General features: G+C 32.6%; 14 protein-coding genes and 1 tRNA gene. 6 read left to right on the top strand and 9 right to left on the bottom strand.

What is annotated here, in order from left to right; genetic code table 11:
• Positions 1 to 55: 55 nt before the first annotated feature.
• Positions 56 to 1,573, bottom strand: coding sequence for a right-handed parallel beta-helix repeat-containing protein (locus M2326_RS11345; RefSeq protein WP_264619676.1), 1,518 nt, complete (start codon positions 1,571 to 1,573; stop codon positions 56 to 58).
• 139 nt (positions 1,574 to 1,712) lie between these two features.
• On the opposite strand from M2326_RS11345, the gene M2326_RS11340 reads away from it, so the two are divergent.
• The 4 genes from M2326_RS11340 to M2326_RS11325 all read left to right on the top strand — a co-directional run bounded on the left by M2326_RS11340 (position 1,713) and on the right by M2326_RS11325 (position 4,170).
• Positions 1,713 to 2,147 (top strand): PaaI family thioesterase, encoded by a 435-nt coding sequence (locus M2326_RS11340; RefSeq protein WP_319800843.1) that lies wholly within the window; start codon positions 1,713 to 1,715, stop codon positions 2,145 to 2,147.
• A 33-nt stretch (positions 2,148 to 2,180) separates the two neighbouring features.
• Entirely contained in the window at positions 2,181 to 3,248 is a 1,068-nt protein-coding gene (locus M2326_RS11335) for an isochorismate synthase (RefSeq protein WP_264619675.1), read from the top strand.
• A gap of 55 nt (positions 3,249 to 3,303) precedes the next feature.
• Positions 3,304 to 4,020 (top strand): bacillithiol biosynthesis deacetylase BshB1, encoded by a 717-nt coding sequence (bshB1, locus tag M2326_RS11330; RefSeq protein WP_264619674.1) that lies wholly within the window; start codon positions 3,304 to 3,306, stop codon positions 4,018 to 4,020.
• Positions 4,021 to 4,094: 74 nt separating this feature from the next.
• Positions 4,095 to 4,170, top strand: a tRNA-His gene (locus M2326_RS11325).
• Positions 4,171 to 4,393: 223 nt separating this feature from the next.
• Here the strand turns inward: M2326_RS11325 and M2326_RS11320 are convergent.
• The 3 genes from M2326_RS11320 to M2326_RS11310 are packed head-to-tail and all read right to left on the bottom strand — an operon-like array spanning position 4,394 to position 5,402.
• Positions 4,394 to 4,732, bottom strand: coding sequence for a hypothetical protein (locus tag M2326_RS11320; RefSeq protein ID WP_264619673.1), 339 nt, complete (start codon positions 4,730 to 4,732; stop codon positions 4,394 to 4,396).
• Positions 4,719 to 5,108 carry a hypothetical protein gene (locus M2326_RS11315; protein ID WP_264619672.1) on the bottom strand — a complete coding sequence of 130 codons (390 nt, stop codon included), beginning with the start codon at positions 5,106 to 5,108 and terminating at the stop codon, positions 4,719 to 4,721. The genes M2326_RS11320 and M2326_RS11315 overlap by 14 nt, the downstream gene beginning before the upstream one ends.
• 15 nt (positions 5,109 to 5,123) lie before the next feature.
• On the bottom strand, positions 5,124 to 5,402 hold the full coding sequence (locus tag M2326_RS11310; protein ID WP_264619671.1) for a YtxH domain-containing protein: 279 nt from the start codon (positions 5,400 to 5,402) through the stop codon (positions 5,124 to 5,126).
• A gap of 463 nt (positions 5,403 to 5,865) precedes the next feature.
• On the opposite strand from M2326_RS11310, the gene M2326_RS11305 reads away from it, so the two are divergent.
• Together M2326_RS11305 and M2326_RS11300 are read left to right on the top strand one after the other, a co-directional pair.
• Positions 5,866 to 6,399 carry a type 1 glutamine amidotransferase domain-containing protein gene (locus M2326_RS11305; protein ID WP_264619670.1) on the top strand — a complete coding sequence of 178 codons (534 nt, stop codon included), beginning with the start codon at positions 5,866 to 5,868 and terminating at the stop codon, positions 6,397 to 6,399.
• 232 nt (positions 6,400 to 6,631) lie between these two features.
• Entirely contained in the window at positions 6,632 to 8,182 is a 1,551-nt protein-coding gene (locus M2326_RS11300; protein WP_264619669.1) for an AsmA family protein, read from the top strand.
• Between the two features lie 390 nt (positions 8,183 to 8,572).
• On the opposite strand, the gene M2326_RS11295 is transcribed toward M2326_RS11300, so the two are convergent.
• From M2326_RS11295 to M2326_RS11275, 5 genes are all read right to left on the bottom strand, one after another.
• Positions 8,573 to 8,734 carry a DUF1328 domain-containing protein gene (locus M2326_RS11295; RefSeq protein WP_264619668.1) on the bottom strand — a complete coding sequence of 54 codons (162 nt, stop codon included), beginning with the start codon at positions 8,732 to 8,734 and terminating at the stop codon, positions 8,573 to 8,575.
• A 220-nt stretch (positions 8,735 to 8,954) separates the two neighbouring features.
• Positions 8,955 to 9,407 (bottom strand): PA2169 family four-helix-bundle protein, encoded by a 453-nt coding sequence (locus M2326_RS11290; RefSeq protein WP_264619667.1) that lies wholly within the window; start codon positions 9,405 to 9,407, stop codon positions 8,955 to 8,957.
• A gap of 77 nt (positions 9,408 to 9,484) precedes the next feature.
• Positions 9,485 to 11,623 (bottom strand): catalase, encoded by a 2,139-nt coding sequence (locus tag M2326_RS11285; protein ID WP_264619666.1) that lies wholly within the window; start codon positions 11,621 to 11,623, stop codon positions 9,485 to 9,487.
• A 242-nt stretch (positions 11,624 to 11,865) separates the two neighbouring features.
• Positions 11,866 to 13,674 (bottom strand): FAD/NAD(P)-binding protein, encoded by a 1,809-nt coding sequence (locus M2326_RS11280; RefSeq protein ID WP_264619665.1) that lies wholly within the window; start codon positions 13,672 to 13,674, stop codon positions 11,866 to 11,868.
• A gap of 97 nt (positions 13,675 to 13,771) precedes the next feature.
• Positions 13,772 to 14,779: an AraC family transcriptional regulator gene (locus M2326_RS11275; RefSeq protein ID WP_264619664.1), complete on the bottom strand. Its 1,008-nt coding sequence runs from the start codon at positions 14,777 to 14,779 to the stop codon at positions 13,772 to 13,774.
• Between the last annotated feature and the right edge of the window lie 456 nt (positions 14,780 to 15,235).

The following is a 15,235-nucleotide window of genomic DNA, read 5'->3' as shown; positions in this document are numbered from 1 at the left end:
ATAATACATCTTGGTTATGGTTAGTACGTAGTTGTGTTAAGTAAAGGTAACTTTTTTATGTTTTTTTAGGGAATTCTTTATTTTGGTAAGCACCTAAATCCGGTGGTAAAGTTCGTGTTGTACCATTTATATCTGTCGAAATTAAGTATAAAGTATTTCCTTTTGCGAAAGCGCTAGAAGTAGCATCAATATTAAAATTATTAAGACTGCTTTTGTAAAAATCGGGGTCTTTGTTTAAAATTATGTTTGTATAATGGGCAGTATCTGTGGTAACTTGATACAGGCCAGTAGTAGTACTCCCAAAGTACTTAATCAAGCAATTATTGAAGCTATATTCAAAAGTTGCTCCATCTTTTTTGTTTAAAGTTAATTGATTTGAATACGAACCATAAATAATACAGTTATTAAAAGTAGCTTGGGTTAGATCCTTTACCTCTGGATTGGCTCCCGATTCAAAGTTACTCACACTGACTGAAGTAGGACTATTTCCATTCCAATTGTTATTGAAGGTGCAATGGGTGAATTTGTAATCTCCACCATACGTACACGCCAAACTTGCTTGTCCAGCGGAGTTCATCACGATATTTTCTCCATTTATTTTTGCATTTTTCGCCAAAATCCCATAATTAGTACAATTGTAAAACTGACTATTTTTAATAGGTATAACAGTTGTATTATTTTCGATCAATAATCCAATTGTTGCATTCTTTAAAGTCAAATGATTGATACTATTGTTTTTCGTACCGTTTTGTAGCCAAATTGCCCCCCATTGTCCTGGGATATCATCGTATAAATACTCTAGTCGGTCGCCTTCAAAGACTACTTCTCCTTCCAGTTTTTCTGTTGAGGACGCAGTTCCATTGATTATTAAACTTCCCCCTTTGGATACAATTAAACCCGAATTGGCATGGAAGTACACACGAGCCCCAGCATCAAAGGTGACAGTTTTTCCTTCAGGAACAGCAGCATATCCATAGACAACATAGGGTTTTTTGTTGGTAAAGTTGAGTTCGTTTCCATGGGTAGGATCATTTTCGTCTAGGTAAAATCCATATGTTTTTTCATCGTTAATAATTAACGTTTCTGTGGTGCCGTCTGTAAATTTTTGAGGGTATAAGAATACGGCATCCTGAATTAATGTTACTAAGGCTACTTTTTGCAGATTGGTTCCACCACCAAATTGGATTTCATCCGTATATAAAAAATCGGTTGAATTGGCATCACTTGCTGAAGCGGTAGTTTCGATAAAAATATACAAACTGTCTTTGGCAAGTAAAGTCACATTAGTGAATTCTTTTCCTTGTGTACCGGTCAATCCATCTACGGTCATGCGGTATTTGGAATTTAACCGTTTGCCCAAATTTATTGTTGGTATGTTAATATCGTTCTTAGAATGATTGTATACTTTTAATGTATAAGTGCTGGAACCAATGTTTGTAAATACAGTGTCCAAGTATATAGTGTCCTTCGAAAAAGCTAATTCTCCTGTACTGGTAACGGTTTCAAAATCTGTGCGGCAAGAGCAAATAGAAAGTAAGATACCAATAAATAACAAGAGAGTAAAATGACGCATGGAATTAGTTTTTTGTAAAAATAAGAAAAAAGAAAATTGTTTTGAACATGATTTTTAGTTTTGCCTGTAGAAAAGCAGTTGTGATTATTATTTTGGTCGGTAACTTTTTCTTATTTTTACGTTCTATAAAATTAAAATTATGACATTAGACAAAGCCAAGATTTTGGAAAAATGCAATGGCATTTCCAAAAACACATTAATGGAAACTTTGAATATTGAATATGTAGATGCCGGCGAAGATTTCTTGGTAGCGCGTATGCCGGTGAATTCTAAAGTTCATCAACCAATGGGATTGTTGCATGGAGGTGCCTCTGTTGCTCTGGCAGAAAGTGTAGGTAGTACTGCTTCTCATTTTTTTATTAATTCCGATTTACAAGAAGTAAGAGGGATTGAGATCTCCGCTAATCACCTCAAAAGTATTCGTGAGGGTTATGTATACGGCACAGCAAAATTGATCCATAAAGGAAGAACGATTCATCTTTGGGAGATTAAAATCACTAATGAAGCGGGTGATTTGATTTCACTATGTAAGCTTTCGAATATCGTTTTAGATAAAAAACCACAGATTAAATAAAATAGACTTTACAAATACAATTAGGTATACAATATGATTGATTTTTTTATAAAAGTAAAACAACAAGAAGCTCAAAATTTGCCATTTGTTATTTTTAAAAAACCAAATAAAAAGAAATTAGTTGGTTTTTTTCAGAATAACGATCATTTGTATTTTGCAGAAAACTTCAAAGAAAGAGGCTTCGTATTTGCTCCTTTTCATGGTAATCAAATGTTACTTATTCCCAAAGAGGAAGCAGTGAGATGGGAGACCAAAATTACTATTTCTAACGATTTTTCGATCAATGATATTGAAGTGGCTGGAGAAGATGAACCTGATGCGAAATCATACTTCGAAAACTTAGTTTCTAAAGGGGTCGAAGGAATAGAAAATGGGCTTTTTCATAAAGTAGTTTTGTCTCGAGAGGAGATTGTAGCTGTTCCTGAATTTGATTTGGTAACTGTTTTTAAAAAGTTAATACAAAATTACTCCAGTGCCTTTTGCTATTGTTGGTACCATCCAAAAATTGGTTTGTGGATGGGCGCTAGTCCCGAGCGCTTGTTGAAGGCGAATAAAAAACGATTTTACACTATGGCACTAGCCGGAACGAAAATTGGAGATGATGTGAATGAGGTAGAATGGCAACCAAAGGAAAAGGAGGAACAACAAATTGTAACTGATTTTATCTTAGATAATTTAAAAGATAAAACATCTGAAGTGGCTGTTTCTAGTCCGTACACTTTAAAAGCAGGTAAGTTGTTACACATTATCACGGATATTGAAGGGGTAATTAACGAAAACTCAGATTTGAGTGCTGTAGTTAAAGTTTTGCATCCAACGCCAGCCGTTTGCGGATTACCAAAAGAGGATGCTAAATCGTTTATTCTGAATAATGAGAATTACGATCGAAGTTATTATACAGGTTTTTTGGGAGAGTTGAATATAAAGGAATTTGATAAGCATCAAACTAAATCTGATTTGTATGTTAATCTGCGATGTATGCAAATCAAGAAAAAAGAAGCCCATTTGTACATAGGCTGTGGTATCACAAAAGATAGTGTACCTGCTAAAGAATGGAAAGAAAGCGTCAACAAAGCCACCACGATGAAAAGAGTTTTATAAATCTATAAAACCAAAAATAAAAATAAAAGATTGCAATAAATTATAAATAGTAAAAATGAAGTTAGATATATTAGCCTTTGGAGCACATCCTGACGATATTGAGTTGGGTTGCTCTGGAACAATTTTAAAAGAGATTGATTTAGGGAAAAAAGTAGGAATTGTAGATTTGACTAGAGGAGAGTTAGGTACTCGTGGTACGGCAGAGATTCGGCTTCAAGAAGCTACTGCTGCCGCAACTATTATGGGAGTCTCCGTTCGTGAGAACTTAGAAATGCGCGACGGTTTTTTTGTCAACGATGAAAAACATCAATTAGAAGTGATTAAAATGATTCGTAAATACAGACCAGAGATTGTTTTGTGTAACGCGATTGATGATAGACATATTGATCACGAAAAAGGTAGTAAATTAGTATCAGATGCTTGTTTTTTGTCGGGCTTGCGAATGATAGAAACAATTGTAGACGGTAAGGTACAAGATGCTTGGAGACCAAAGCTAGTGTACCACTATATTCAATGGAAAAATATTGTTCCAGACTTTGTTGTGGATATAACTGGTTATGAAAAGAAAAAAGAAGATGCGATTTTGGCTTATGGTTCACAGTTTTATGACCCGAATTCAAAAGAACCTGAGTCGCCAATTACCTCTAAAACCTTTTTGGAAAGTATAAATTACCGTTCAAGAGACCTTGGAAGGTTAGCAGGAGTAGAATATGCTGAAGGTTTTACGGTAGAAAGATATTTGGCAGTCAATAGTTTAAGCGATTTGAAATAATTTTATTTATTTTTTTTTGTAAAAACGTTTGCAGATATGAAGTTTAGTTGTATCTTTGCAACCGCAATACATATGGTGGTTGTAGCTCAGTTGGTTAGAGTATCGGTTTGTGGTACCGAGTGTCGCGGGTTCGAGTCCCGTCTTCCACCCAGAAAGTAAAGCCTCTCAGAAATGAGAGGCTTTTTTTGTGGAGTAAAATTTTATTTGTATTTGCCATTATAAATTCCAATTTAAAAGAAGTTATAGAGGTAGTATTATTCAGATCGGTCCCTTTCCAAATTCATAATTTTGATAAAATCTATAGTTGCAAATATTGTAACGAAATGATGAATTAAAAAGAATAGGGGAGTAAGAGTTATTTTTATTGGGTGAGTTAAGCTTTTGTATGAACTTTGTTCGAAATGAATTTAGAGACACCATATTGTAAAGCATACCCCATTATTTTTTTGAACAAAGAATTGGATTTTCCCATTACCAATTTTTTAGAAAAATATCCGCCGGCAAAACTGAGTGCAGTTTCGACAAGGTTTTCTTTTACTTCGGGCATATGTTTCAAATCAGTTAGAGATTCTTTTAGAATATTTAACGGCTTAACGCTTTCATAGGTTAGTGTGAGTTGCTTCTTTAATTCCCGTAATTGAATTGCTTTTTGTAGTTCAAGACGAGTAATTGCATGTTCTAGTTCTGTATTTTGGTTTCTATAAGCTGCCATCTGTACTTTCTTTAGAGTTATTAGCTACTACTTTTGATTTTAATAATTTTGCAATAATTACATTAGTTAAAGGGACTTTTATGATAGAATCTCTTTTGAAATGGAGGATCAATGCTAAAATTAAATAGATACTAGATACCACCAGAAATCCTAAGTAATCGGTACCCAAAACTTCTCCTAAATACAACCCAATCGTGATATTAAAGAATAGTAAAAACATTGCAACAACCATAATTACTAACAATCTGGCCAACAGAGACGAAACTACATCTGCCGTTTTATCAATAGTATTAAGCTTCGCTAATTCTAAATTAACCTCTGCATAGTTTTTAGCTTTTTCGTATAATAATTCGATGTTTGTTGCAATATTTTCCATATCTGTACTTATTTTTTAGTTCATTTGCTTTTTAGCAGAATCAATTTCATTTTGTATGGATTCAATACCATTTTGGACTAAAACTTCTCCTTTTTCGACTATTGAATTACACTTTTCAGATAAGTTACCCAAAAGATCAGTAATACTTCCCATAGCTTCTTCTTTTACATCATTACCTTTTTTTGCAATTTTTTTTCTAGTTGCTGTTCCTTTGTCTGGAGCGAATAAAATTCCTAAAGCCGTTCCTACTATAACTCCACCTAATACGCTAATAATTGTGTTACCTGTTTTCATTTTGTTTGTTTTTATTTATTATTATATTCTAATTTTTATCAATATTATTTTGATCAAATGATAAGAATTTATTTTCTGAATTCTACTATTCAATTGTTTGTAATACAAAGTAACGAAGTAGATCGCCTTAATTAATTACAAAATATCGGTGATAGTTTATACAATTTTCATTTGCTTAATATATTGGAATTTAGCAAGGTATTGGATGGACTATAAAATAATAGAAATAGAGCTCAATTCTACTTTTTTGTTTTTTACTAAAATAGATAACGATTTTATTTAAATAGGTAACCATATAATTAGTAAAGCCTAGGGTACATAAAAGTAATAAACAGGATATTTTTTCAGGTTAATGAAAAATGCGATAGAGCACGGCCTTATACAATCTCAATATTACCTTTATTCAACCTTATAAATGATGAGGTAATTAAATAGTAATAATTAAGTTTAAAAAATAATTAAGATGAAGTTAAATAATAAAAAAATTGCAATATTGGCCACAGATGGATTTGAAAAATCTGAATTATTTGAGCCGCTAGAAGGTTTACGAAAAGAAGGTGCTGAAGTGCATATTATTTCAATAAAAGAAGGCGAAATAAAAAGTTGGGATGAGAAAGATTGGGGCATTTCTATAGTTGTAGACAAATTGGTGCAAAATACTACTGTAGCAGACTACGATGCGCTAGTGTTACCTGGCGGTGTAATTAATCCAGATTTATTAAGAGTTAATGAGGATGCTCTCAATTTTGTTAAAGAATTTTTTAAAGAAGGTATACCTGTAGCAGCAATTTGTCATGCGCCATGGTTGCTAATAAGTGCTGGTGTGATATCCAATAGAACCGTTACATCGTATAAAAGTATCAAACAAGATGTTATTAACGCAGGAGCTCAATGGGAAGACAAAGAGGTTGTCGAAGATGATGGATTGGTTACAAGCAGAAATCCTGGTGACTTACCAGCATTTATCAAAAAAATTATTGATGTAGTTCTTAAGTAAGGTATTCAGGATAAGCTATGAAATCATAAAATCAAATCCTCGTTGGTTGAAATAGAATACGGTACATGTTTTAATTACTTCTCTCAATTTATAATGTATATTAAAAGGGAGAGTAGTACAATGTGTACCGTATTCTTTGTATCTTATCCTTCAGTTTTAGGAGGTGTTTAACGTTATGCCCATTGTAATTATAATATAAAAGCAATGTGAAAGTCTTTAAAAATAAAAAAATATGGAAATCAAAAACAACAAAAAAAGTATTGCACTCTTATTTTTGGGTATTTTTTTGTTATCTGGGTTTTTCATAGTTCCATGGTATGCAAAAAGATATTTAAAAAATTTTTTGGAGCAAAAGATCCCTTCTACCGTCACATTAAATTATACGGATTTAAACGTTAATTTGTTCAAACGTTCTATTGTTTTGGATAGTGTTTCAGTTAATATTAGAAGTAAAAAAGCAACCGAATTTCACTCCGTTTTGTATTTTGAGGCATTGCACCTAAGGGGTATTGACTATTATGATTTACTCTTTACTGACCGATTGTCTCTTGGTGAGTTGTCTTTTGTGAACCCAGATTTAGCGTACTATCCAGATCTTCGTTTGCCAGTCGAAAAGGACCATTCAAACAATGATTCGAAAGCCATTCATATTGGAGAAATTATAATGAGTAACGGAAGTTTGAAAGTACTTAATAATAAAGAGGATGCTACGGTTGCTATTGGATCTTTAAACCTAAATATTATTAATTTTAACGGTACTGAACATCCCTTTAAGGAGTTGCCTTTTAACCTAAAAGATGTAAAAATATCGGCTCAAAAAGTTTATTTTAAAAACACTGATTTTGAAAAATTTGCTATTGATAGTTTAACCCTTAATAAAAATAAGATTGTTTTTAGAAATTTTAAAATAATTCCTGAATATGATAAAGTAGAGCTTTCTAAGCACCTGGAAACGGAGCGTGATTATGTCAAATTGAGCATTCCTAAAATTACAATAGATGCGATTGGTCTACAATTACAAGAAAATAAGATAGGCTGTAGTGCAGAATTAGTAGAAATAATAAAGCCTAACTTGGAGATTTATCGAGATAAATTGGTGCCTGATGATCAATCTGTTAAATCTTTGTACAGCAAATCATTACGTAATTTAGCTTTTGATTTAGAGATTAGTCAAACTAAAATTAAAGATGGCTATATCTCGTATACGGAGAGGGTCGATACGGATAGTAACGCAGGAAAATTATATTTTGAAAAGGTATCCGCTACGTTGGATAATATATCGAATAGGAAAGAAACGAAGAAAACAGAAATCAAAATAAATTCTACTTTTATGGGAGCTGCTTCCCTGGAACTAAATTGGAGTTTTGATGTCAATAATGAAACTGATGCTGTTTTTGTTTCAGGAGCTGTAATGAATTTGCCTGCTACTGTGTTAGATCCATTTTTGAAACGAAATATGAATGTTTTGACAGAAGGAACATTAAAACAGATGTACTTCACTTTTGAAGGAGATCGAATAGCCTCTAAGGGAGGAATGAAAATGAAATACGGAGATTTTAAAGTTAAAATTCTTCGTAAAAACAGTTCCAAAGTGAACCAGATTTTAACCGCAGTTGGAAGCCTTTTTATTAAGAAAGGATCTGATGGTAATAAAGATCATGGTTTTCGTTACGGAGACATAGAAGCTGAAAGAGATGCTACTAAATCATTTTTTAATTACTTATGGATTAACGTTCAAAGTGGATTGGTTAGCGTGCTTACAGGTGATGGCGAAAAGGATTAAGGGTATATTAATTTTTCAAGGATTTGCAATTTATCATAAAGCTCGCAAGTTATTTTTTTTCTAAATTGATAAATTCATTATTCAAAATGAAAATTTATTTTAAATCGATTTTATTAATAAATCTCAATGAAACTTCTCTCCTTTTTTAAATTTTTAAATATGATAATGTATTAAGCTTTTTAGACAAACAAGTAATGGAGGATTCAATGAATAGTAACGTTATCTATTTGTTATAAATAGTATTTAATTCACTAATAGTAACTTTTCAAAACAACGTTTTAAATGGATAATCAGCGATATGAAATAAACCATTTAAAACCGTCAAAATATAAAATTAATCCTTTTATTTTTTGACGGTATATAAATTAAATAATTGTTGTTTGTTTTTAACTAGATGTTCTTTCTTCCAGTAAATAGTGAAATCACTAATAATACCAAGAATATGAAGAATAAAACCTTCGCTATACTAGCTGCTCCAGCGGCAATACCACCAAAACCTAATACACCCGCTATAAGAGCTAAGATGATAAATGTGACTGTCCATCGTAACATAATTTTGAATTTTAAGTTAATAAATAAGTATAAATTTATAGAGAGTGTTGATAATTACTCCGTTATAAATCAAATTTAAGGCGATTTTAAGTAATGAATTAACACTATTAATTTTGTTTTTAACGCAAATGCAAAAAGAATAACTATTTTTTTTATTTGAATTATTACCTTATAAATAGGATACATGTATGAAGATAGATTGCCATTGACAATCATATTACTAGATACAATTTCGGATTTTAATCTCTATCATATCACTTTCAATAGCAGTTTTTTGTTTTAACAAGGTAGCATAGGTGATAAACGGCAGTGAAGTTTCCTTAAGTACATTCTCGTATTCATCTAAGGCGATTTTTTCTAATTTAATAATTTGCTGTAAAGTCACTGCTTCAGTAGTTACTGAGAAAAATTCCTTCAGGCTAAAATAAGCTTTGTTTATGGCTAGATCTACTTCTAGGGCATGTCCCAATTTTATGTCTAAGTGATTCATCTCTACATATAATTCCTTTGCAAAATCGGATCTTTCCATAGATTTCTTTTCATAATAAACTGATAAAAAACCATCTGCTGTACTATTTGCAGCCTCTTTAAACCTTTTTTCAGCTTGGTAGGTTCCTTCCAGAAGATTTTGCAATTTTGTAACTATCTGTTCTGTGTATTTAATGGGTACCATACTATTTAATTATTATAGGGTTTACTTGAAGCCTCTGTCAAAGTGCTATTAAAAAAACAAGTTAAATTTATTGTACATTAAACCGGAATATCTTTAACAAGTTCACTTCGTTCCCAATTACGATGTTTTTTAATGGCATTGATAAAGTCAATTGGCTCTTTATTAATCAAAACAGCTGTATCTTTCTTAAAATTGATAGCAAATGTTTTATCAATTAAATCCTCACCTTCTTGATCAACTGCAATGGCCTTACAGTGTTTCAATGTTTCGTTAATGAATTTAATAAACTTTGCTTCGGTCATTAATTTAACAACAGCATCTTTACCTCCAGGGATGTAAAGGGCATCAAATAATACACTTTCGGTAGTAATGATTGCAGCGTCTATTTTGTGAGACATGCCCTCATCACATTTAACTGTTCCTCCATGTGGTGCGATCAATTTTATCATAGCACCTTCTTTTTCTAGCGCATCGCTCATTTTTTTGAAATTTTTCATCGAAAAACCATTAGCTACTATTACTGCAATTTGTCTCGTAGCGATACTATCAAACTTAGTATTCGATTGGCTTAATGTTGGCGCTTGATCAAGATAATTTTTCTTTTTTGGAGGTTGATGTTTGCTTACTTCTTCATCTGCACCAATGGCTTGATTTACTGGTTGCTCTATAGATGTTGGGATTTCTAGGCCTAATCCTTCAGCAACTTTTTTAGCTAACGTACTATCAATTTCAGCAATGAGCCAAAGCATACGTTCTTTAATGTGATCGTGATTACATTTCCCCAATTCAAATGTGTAAGCATCTGCTACATGCTGCTGTTCCCATTTTGCCAAACTTCTATAGAAAAGTGCAGGCTGAGAAAAATGATCATTGAAACTTTCGCTTCTTGTTCTTATTTTTTTAGCATCAATTCGCTCTTCATAAGAATGAAATCCACCTTCGGCTATCTTTGCCAAATGGGGACAACCTCCAGTCAAGCTATTTGGGAAATAAGCTGTTTGCCCTTTTGGGATCTCTGTTTGCATCATTCCATCACGTTGGTTGTTGTGTGTGTCAACAACAGGACGATTAATCGGAATTTGATGAAAATTGGGACCTCCTAATCTTGATAATTGGGTATCGCGATAGGAAAATAAACGCCCTTGAAGTAGGGGATCGTTGGTGAAATCAATTCCAGGTACAATATGACCAGGTAAAAAAGCAACTTGTTCTGTTTCTGCAAAGAAATTTTCAGGATTTTTATTCAAGACCATCTTTCCAATAATTTTCACTGGAACCATTTCTTCGGGAATTAACTTAGTAGGGTCTAATAAATCAAATTCAAATTTGAATTCATCCTCTTGAGGAATTATTTGTACTCCAAGTTCCCATTCAGGAAAGTGTCCTGCTTCGATCGCATCCCATAAGTCTCGTCTATGAAAATCTGAATCGGCTCCATTAATTTTAACGGCTTCATCCCAAGTGATAGAATGAACTCCTAATTTCGGTTTCCAGTGGAAACGTACAAAGTGAGACTCGTTTTTACTATTAATGAATCGAAAAGTATGAATTCCAAATCCCTCCATCATTCTAAGACTACGCGGAATTGCACGATCGCTCATCACCCAAATGTGGTTGTGAAGTGTTTCAGTCGCATGAGAAACAAAATCATAAAAAGTATCATGTGCCGAGGCTGCTTGTGGAATTTCTTTGTTAGGTTCAGGTTTTACTGAGTGAATTAGATCAGGAAATTTCATAGCATCTTGAATAAAGAAGATAGGCATATTATTACCTACTAAGTCCCAAGTACCTTCTTGTGTATAAAATTTTACCGCAAACCCTCGTACGTCACGTGCTAGGTCTGGTGAACCTTTGGATCCAGCAACTGTAGAGAATCGTGCAAAAACGGGAGTTTTTCGATTCACATCAGTAAAAATCCCTGCTTTACTATACTGGGATATACTTTCGTATAATTCGAAATAGCCATGAGCGGCACTTCCTCGTGCATGTACAATGCGTTCTGGTATGCGTTCATGATCAAAGCTGGTAATTTTTTCACGCAATAAAAAGTCTTCTAGTAAGGTAGAACCTCTTTCCCCAGATTTGAGTGAATTATTTGTGTCATTAACTTTCAATCCTTGATTGGTAGTCATTACGGAACCCTTAAACTCTTTTTCAGAAGATTTTAGGTCATTAATTTTTTTTGATTCAGAATTTGTTTTTTTATCATTAGCCATGGTAATGTTGTTTTAAAAGTTTCACAATAGAACAATTTTAATTGTGTATTAGTGCTTATATTGTCTCACGAAATTCTATTTTTTTATGTGAATAAAGTAACTCAATCCGTAAAAAAATTAATCCGTAAAAAATAAAATATATTTTTAATATTATTGGTTTATAGTGATTTATGTATTTAGTAGAGGGTGAAACCTACGATTGTGTAATAGTAGGACTAGTATAAAAGTGAAATGATCTTCGATTACAATTCGATATCATTTTCATATATTTCGGTGATGGTATCGATGTCTATTTTATTTTTATTTGCACCCAGTGTAATCCATGAATCAACTAAAATAGTACTTGTAGCGCAGCACGCTTGCAAGCCATATGAATAAGGCCTACAACCACTGGTATGAGTAAATGTCAGATCATGAATTTTAGTTTCTATATTACCATCCTGCCGAACAACTCTGTAAGAAGCATCAATATCGATTCCATCAATATGTAAAAAGGCCATTTGATGGTCATAAAATAAATTCTCAGGCTTTGCTAGAGATTTTATTTCAATAATGGAGGGTTGAGTTTTGAATTTTGCTCGTGATTTTCTAATTATACCCAAATTAATCATGGAAGGAAAAGGGTAATTTTCGAATGGAATATTATTTTGGCCACTACAATTTATAAACAGGTCAAATGAGGTAGAGGTCACTATATCATTATTTCCTTTTATTTCAATACTTGTTTTTTTATCGTCAGGCTTTCCTTCTAAGATAGTTACTTTGCCGGTTACCAGGTCTATACAATCAGCATCATACAGGGCTAGTAATATTTTTGCAGAGCCAATTGGCATTGCAGCAATGACATTCATTAAAAATGGTCTGATGATTTTTTTAAAATATAAATGATCTTCTGCCGGAAGCAATTCAACGTGAAAATTTAAACAATACATTAAATCGTCTAGGGTTTCCATCCAGTGTGTGGGTTCATTATTCTTTAATGCTTCCAAAACAAACTCCATTTCGCGCTGCATTCCAAGAAAGGAATCTATATAATTCCGCTTATTGGTCATTAAATTAATAAAATCCTCAAATCGAATCAAAGGGTCTTCTAGTACTTTTATTAATTCATTTTTTTTATCTTTTTCGAATGCAATAATAAGAGCAGGGCGACAAATGGCGTCAAAATATACATCAATATTTAGAAACCCATGATCATCGACTAAGCTTAATATTTCCTCACGAGTAGTATGTCTATAAATTTCACGGATTAATTTTTCTTGCTCATACTGTAAATTAGGAAGCCAACCTTGAGATGAATGCAAAATAATTTTAAAATCCATACAATTTTTGTGGGGACGAAAAACCAATTCTTTTTCTGACTCCATAAAGACTCCATGACGATGGGCAAGAGTGGTAACCACATCAAAAGCACTTAATGAGGCGCCCAAGATACCCACTTTAAAATTGGAATACTTTTTATTGCTTAATAATTTAGAAATCGGCCATGGGCTAGCGTAGTATCCTTTGTATGGTTGATCCTTTTCTGTCCAACTATGACCGGTAGCAATTACTACTCTCGAAAATGTATAGAAATGATCTTTTTTTACTTCAATTTCTACCGTGCTTTTACCTTGATAAGCAATAATATCAATTACCTCATGATTAGCTAGTTCATTCACTACAATTCCTCCAGCTCTCAATTTTTTTAATAGTAGCTTATATTGTGAGTGAAAGTATTGTCCCAAAGCTAATCGACTATAAAATGCATTATCATCAATTTTCTTATCATCGATGTTACATGATTTTAATACTGATCTTTCTTGAAGCCGTAGCCATTCTCCAAAACTTTGAGGGAGTTCTGGAATTTCATTTGAGCTGATATTTGCAAGGTTATGTATGTCTGTATTCTCTGGACTATATGGCATACCCATACCTAAGATGGCTCCTTTTTCAAAAATGGTGATACAGCTAATGTCCTTCTTTAGGATCTCTATGTTATCAGATATTTTCTTTAATAAGTAGATGGAAGTGGGGCCAGACCCTATAATTGCAAGTCGATTATTTCTCATGATTAATGCTTGAATATTGTAAAAAAAGTGATTAATACAATTACATCGCTTACTTGCGCCTTAGAGTATTTAAATTTAGAGCGTTTTTTAAATATTTTTAGGCTGACACCGCTAAGTTATTTTGATAGTGTTTTGGGCAACAATTGTACTTTGCTTTAAAAATTTTAGAAAAATAACTTCTACTGGTAAGTCCAACAGTATATACTATTTCAGAAATATTGAGTTCCGAGGTTCGGATTAAATTTTCGGCCACCTCAACTCTTACATTTCTAATATAATCGGTAACGGTTCTATTGTGTAAAATTTTAAAACCTTCTTGTAATTTAAGCGGGGATAAACCAGATTTTTTGGTTAAATACTTTAGACTATACGGCATCTCAGGGTTATTTGAAATATAGTCAGACAACACTTTGACTGCTTCCATTTCTGATTGTGTTAATTGATTGGCAGCTATTTCTGAATTCAATAAATCCATTTTGTGCTGCTCAATTTCTAGTGCCAATATGTGGTAAATTGTGCTGTTGGTTAATAGACTACGCACCAATCCATTTTGACTAATAGTACTTAAATATTGAATCTTGTCGAAGATTTTTAAATTTAAAGAACCAATGTATAAAAAATCAGTGCTTTCTGGTTTGTTAAAGAATGTTTTTCTCAATTGAGATCTAAATTCAGTATCCGATACAGATAAAACATCAACAGTTATAATGGAGACTTTAATATTTTCTTTCTTTTCGAAACCTAAAAAACTACTTTTCTTGATAGAACTGGAGTAAATACCTGTTTGAAACTGACCCAATACAGTTCGCTTGCTACTGGTTCCTAAGTTTTGTATTATCTGTCCTTTCGAGCAATAGCCAAAATGAATAAAACCAGATTGGTCTGGTTGATGTACAACCGAAAGATCGTGATGAAAAACAATATCAAATTCCAAATAGGAAATAGCACTCTCAACACAAATGCCCGATATGGTACCTTTGGCAACTTCATTGTCAATTTCTAATCTGTATTCTTTAGAATTGGCCACTAGTTTTCCGCCTAACTGTAATTTTATGTCTTGAAACATTGTGGCAATTTTACTTGAAGTTATAGATAGTGTTTTCATAATGTGGTTTTTTATTTTGTAAGCTACAAATCAGTTTTGAGCAATTTCGTGTCTTAGCTATGGTACAATTCAGCATACTACAAAGTTGCAATGGTTACACTGTTATTTTGTTATATAATTCTTTGATTGATTTATAGAATTTTAATAATGGTACAAAATAATTGTAGGATAGGTGATGACATACAGGTGAGTAAAGGAAAGAAGATATAGTTTGTGGTAAATTTGCACAAGTGAATTTCAAATTGCTAAAAATATCCTATCTAAAAAAGATTGTAGTGAGATCGCCGTGGCAAATGATCATGTGAAGTATTTAAGTGCTTTAAAAGATTTAAAATAGCTGAATATTGCAGTTTTTAGGACACTTAATTATAATAATAAACCCTTAAATAGTTACTGTTTAAGGGTTTATTTATGTATTGAGTTCGCCGCGGTGAATGATCTTGTGAATAATTTAAA

Source organism: Flavobacterium psychraerolatum, assembly GCF_025960985.1.
In the GTDB taxonomy this organism is placed as follows: domain Bacteria; phylum Bacteroidota; class Bacteroidia; order Flavobacteriales; family Flavobacteriaceae; genus Flavobacterium.
The sequence above is the reverse complement of the archived record's forward strand: the minus strand, read 5'-3'. Positions and strand labels throughout refer to the sequence as shown.

What these genes read in the sequence shown, in the direction of transcription:
- bshB1 (WP_264619674.1), top strand. Translation starts at nt 3,304, where the DNA reads ATGAAGTTAGATATATTAGCCTTTGGAGCACATCCTGACGATATTGAG.
- M2326_RS11335 (WP_264619675.1), top strand. Translation starts at nt 2,181, where the DNA reads ATGATTGATTTTTTTATAAAAGTAAAACAACAAGAAGCTCAAAATTTG.
- M2326_RS11285 (WP_264619666.1), bottom strand. Translation starts at nt 11,623, where the DNA reads ATGGCTAATGATAAAAAAACAAATTCTGAATCAAAAAAAATTAATGAC.
- M2326_RS11290 (WP_264619667.1), bottom strand. Translation starts at nt 9,407, where the DNA reads ATGGTACCCATTAAATACACAGAACAGATAGTTACAAAATTGCAAAAT.
- M2326_RS11295 (WP_264619668.1), bottom strand. Translation starts at nt 8,734, where the DNA reads ATGTTACGATGGACAGTCACATTTATCATCTTAGCTCTTATAGCGGGT.
- M2326_RS11275 (WP_264619664.1), bottom strand. Translation starts at nt 14,779, where the DNA reads ATGAAAACACTATCTATAACTTCAAGTAAAATTGCCACAATGTTTCAA.
- M2326_RS11345 (WP_264619676.1), bottom strand. Translation starts at nt 1,573, where the DNA reads ATGCGTCATTTTACTCTCTTGTTATTTATTGGTATCTTACTTTCTATT.
- M2326_RS11310 (WP_264619671.1), bottom strand. Translation starts at nt 5,402, where the DNA reads ATGAAAACAGGTAACACAATTATTAGCGTATTAGGTGGAGTTATAGTA.
- M2326_RS11305 (WP_264619670.1), top strand. Translation starts at nt 5,866, where the DNA reads ATGAAGTTAAATAATAAAAAAATTGCAATATTGGCCACAGATGGATTT.
- M2326_RS11340 (WP_319800843.1), top strand. Translation starts at nt 1,713, where the DNA reads ATGACATTAGACAAAGCCAAGATTTTGGAAAAATGCAATGGCATTTCC.
- M2326_RS11320 (WP_264619673.1), bottom strand. Translation starts at nt 4,732, where the DNA reads ATGGCAGCTTATAGAAACCAAAATACAGAACTAGAACATGCAATTACT.
- M2326_RS11280 (WP_264619665.1), bottom strand. Translation starts at nt 13,674, where the DNA reads ATGAGAAATAATCGACTTGCAATTATAGGGTCTGGCCCCACTTCCATC.
- M2326_RS11315 (WP_264619672.1), bottom strand. Translation starts at nt 5,108, where the DNA reads ATGGAAAATATTGCAACAAACATCGAATTATTATACGAAAAAGCTAAA.
- M2326_RS11300 (WP_264619669.1), top strand. Translation starts at nt 6,632, where the DNA reads ATGGAAATCAAAAACAACAAAAAAAGTATTGCACTCTTATTTTTGGGT.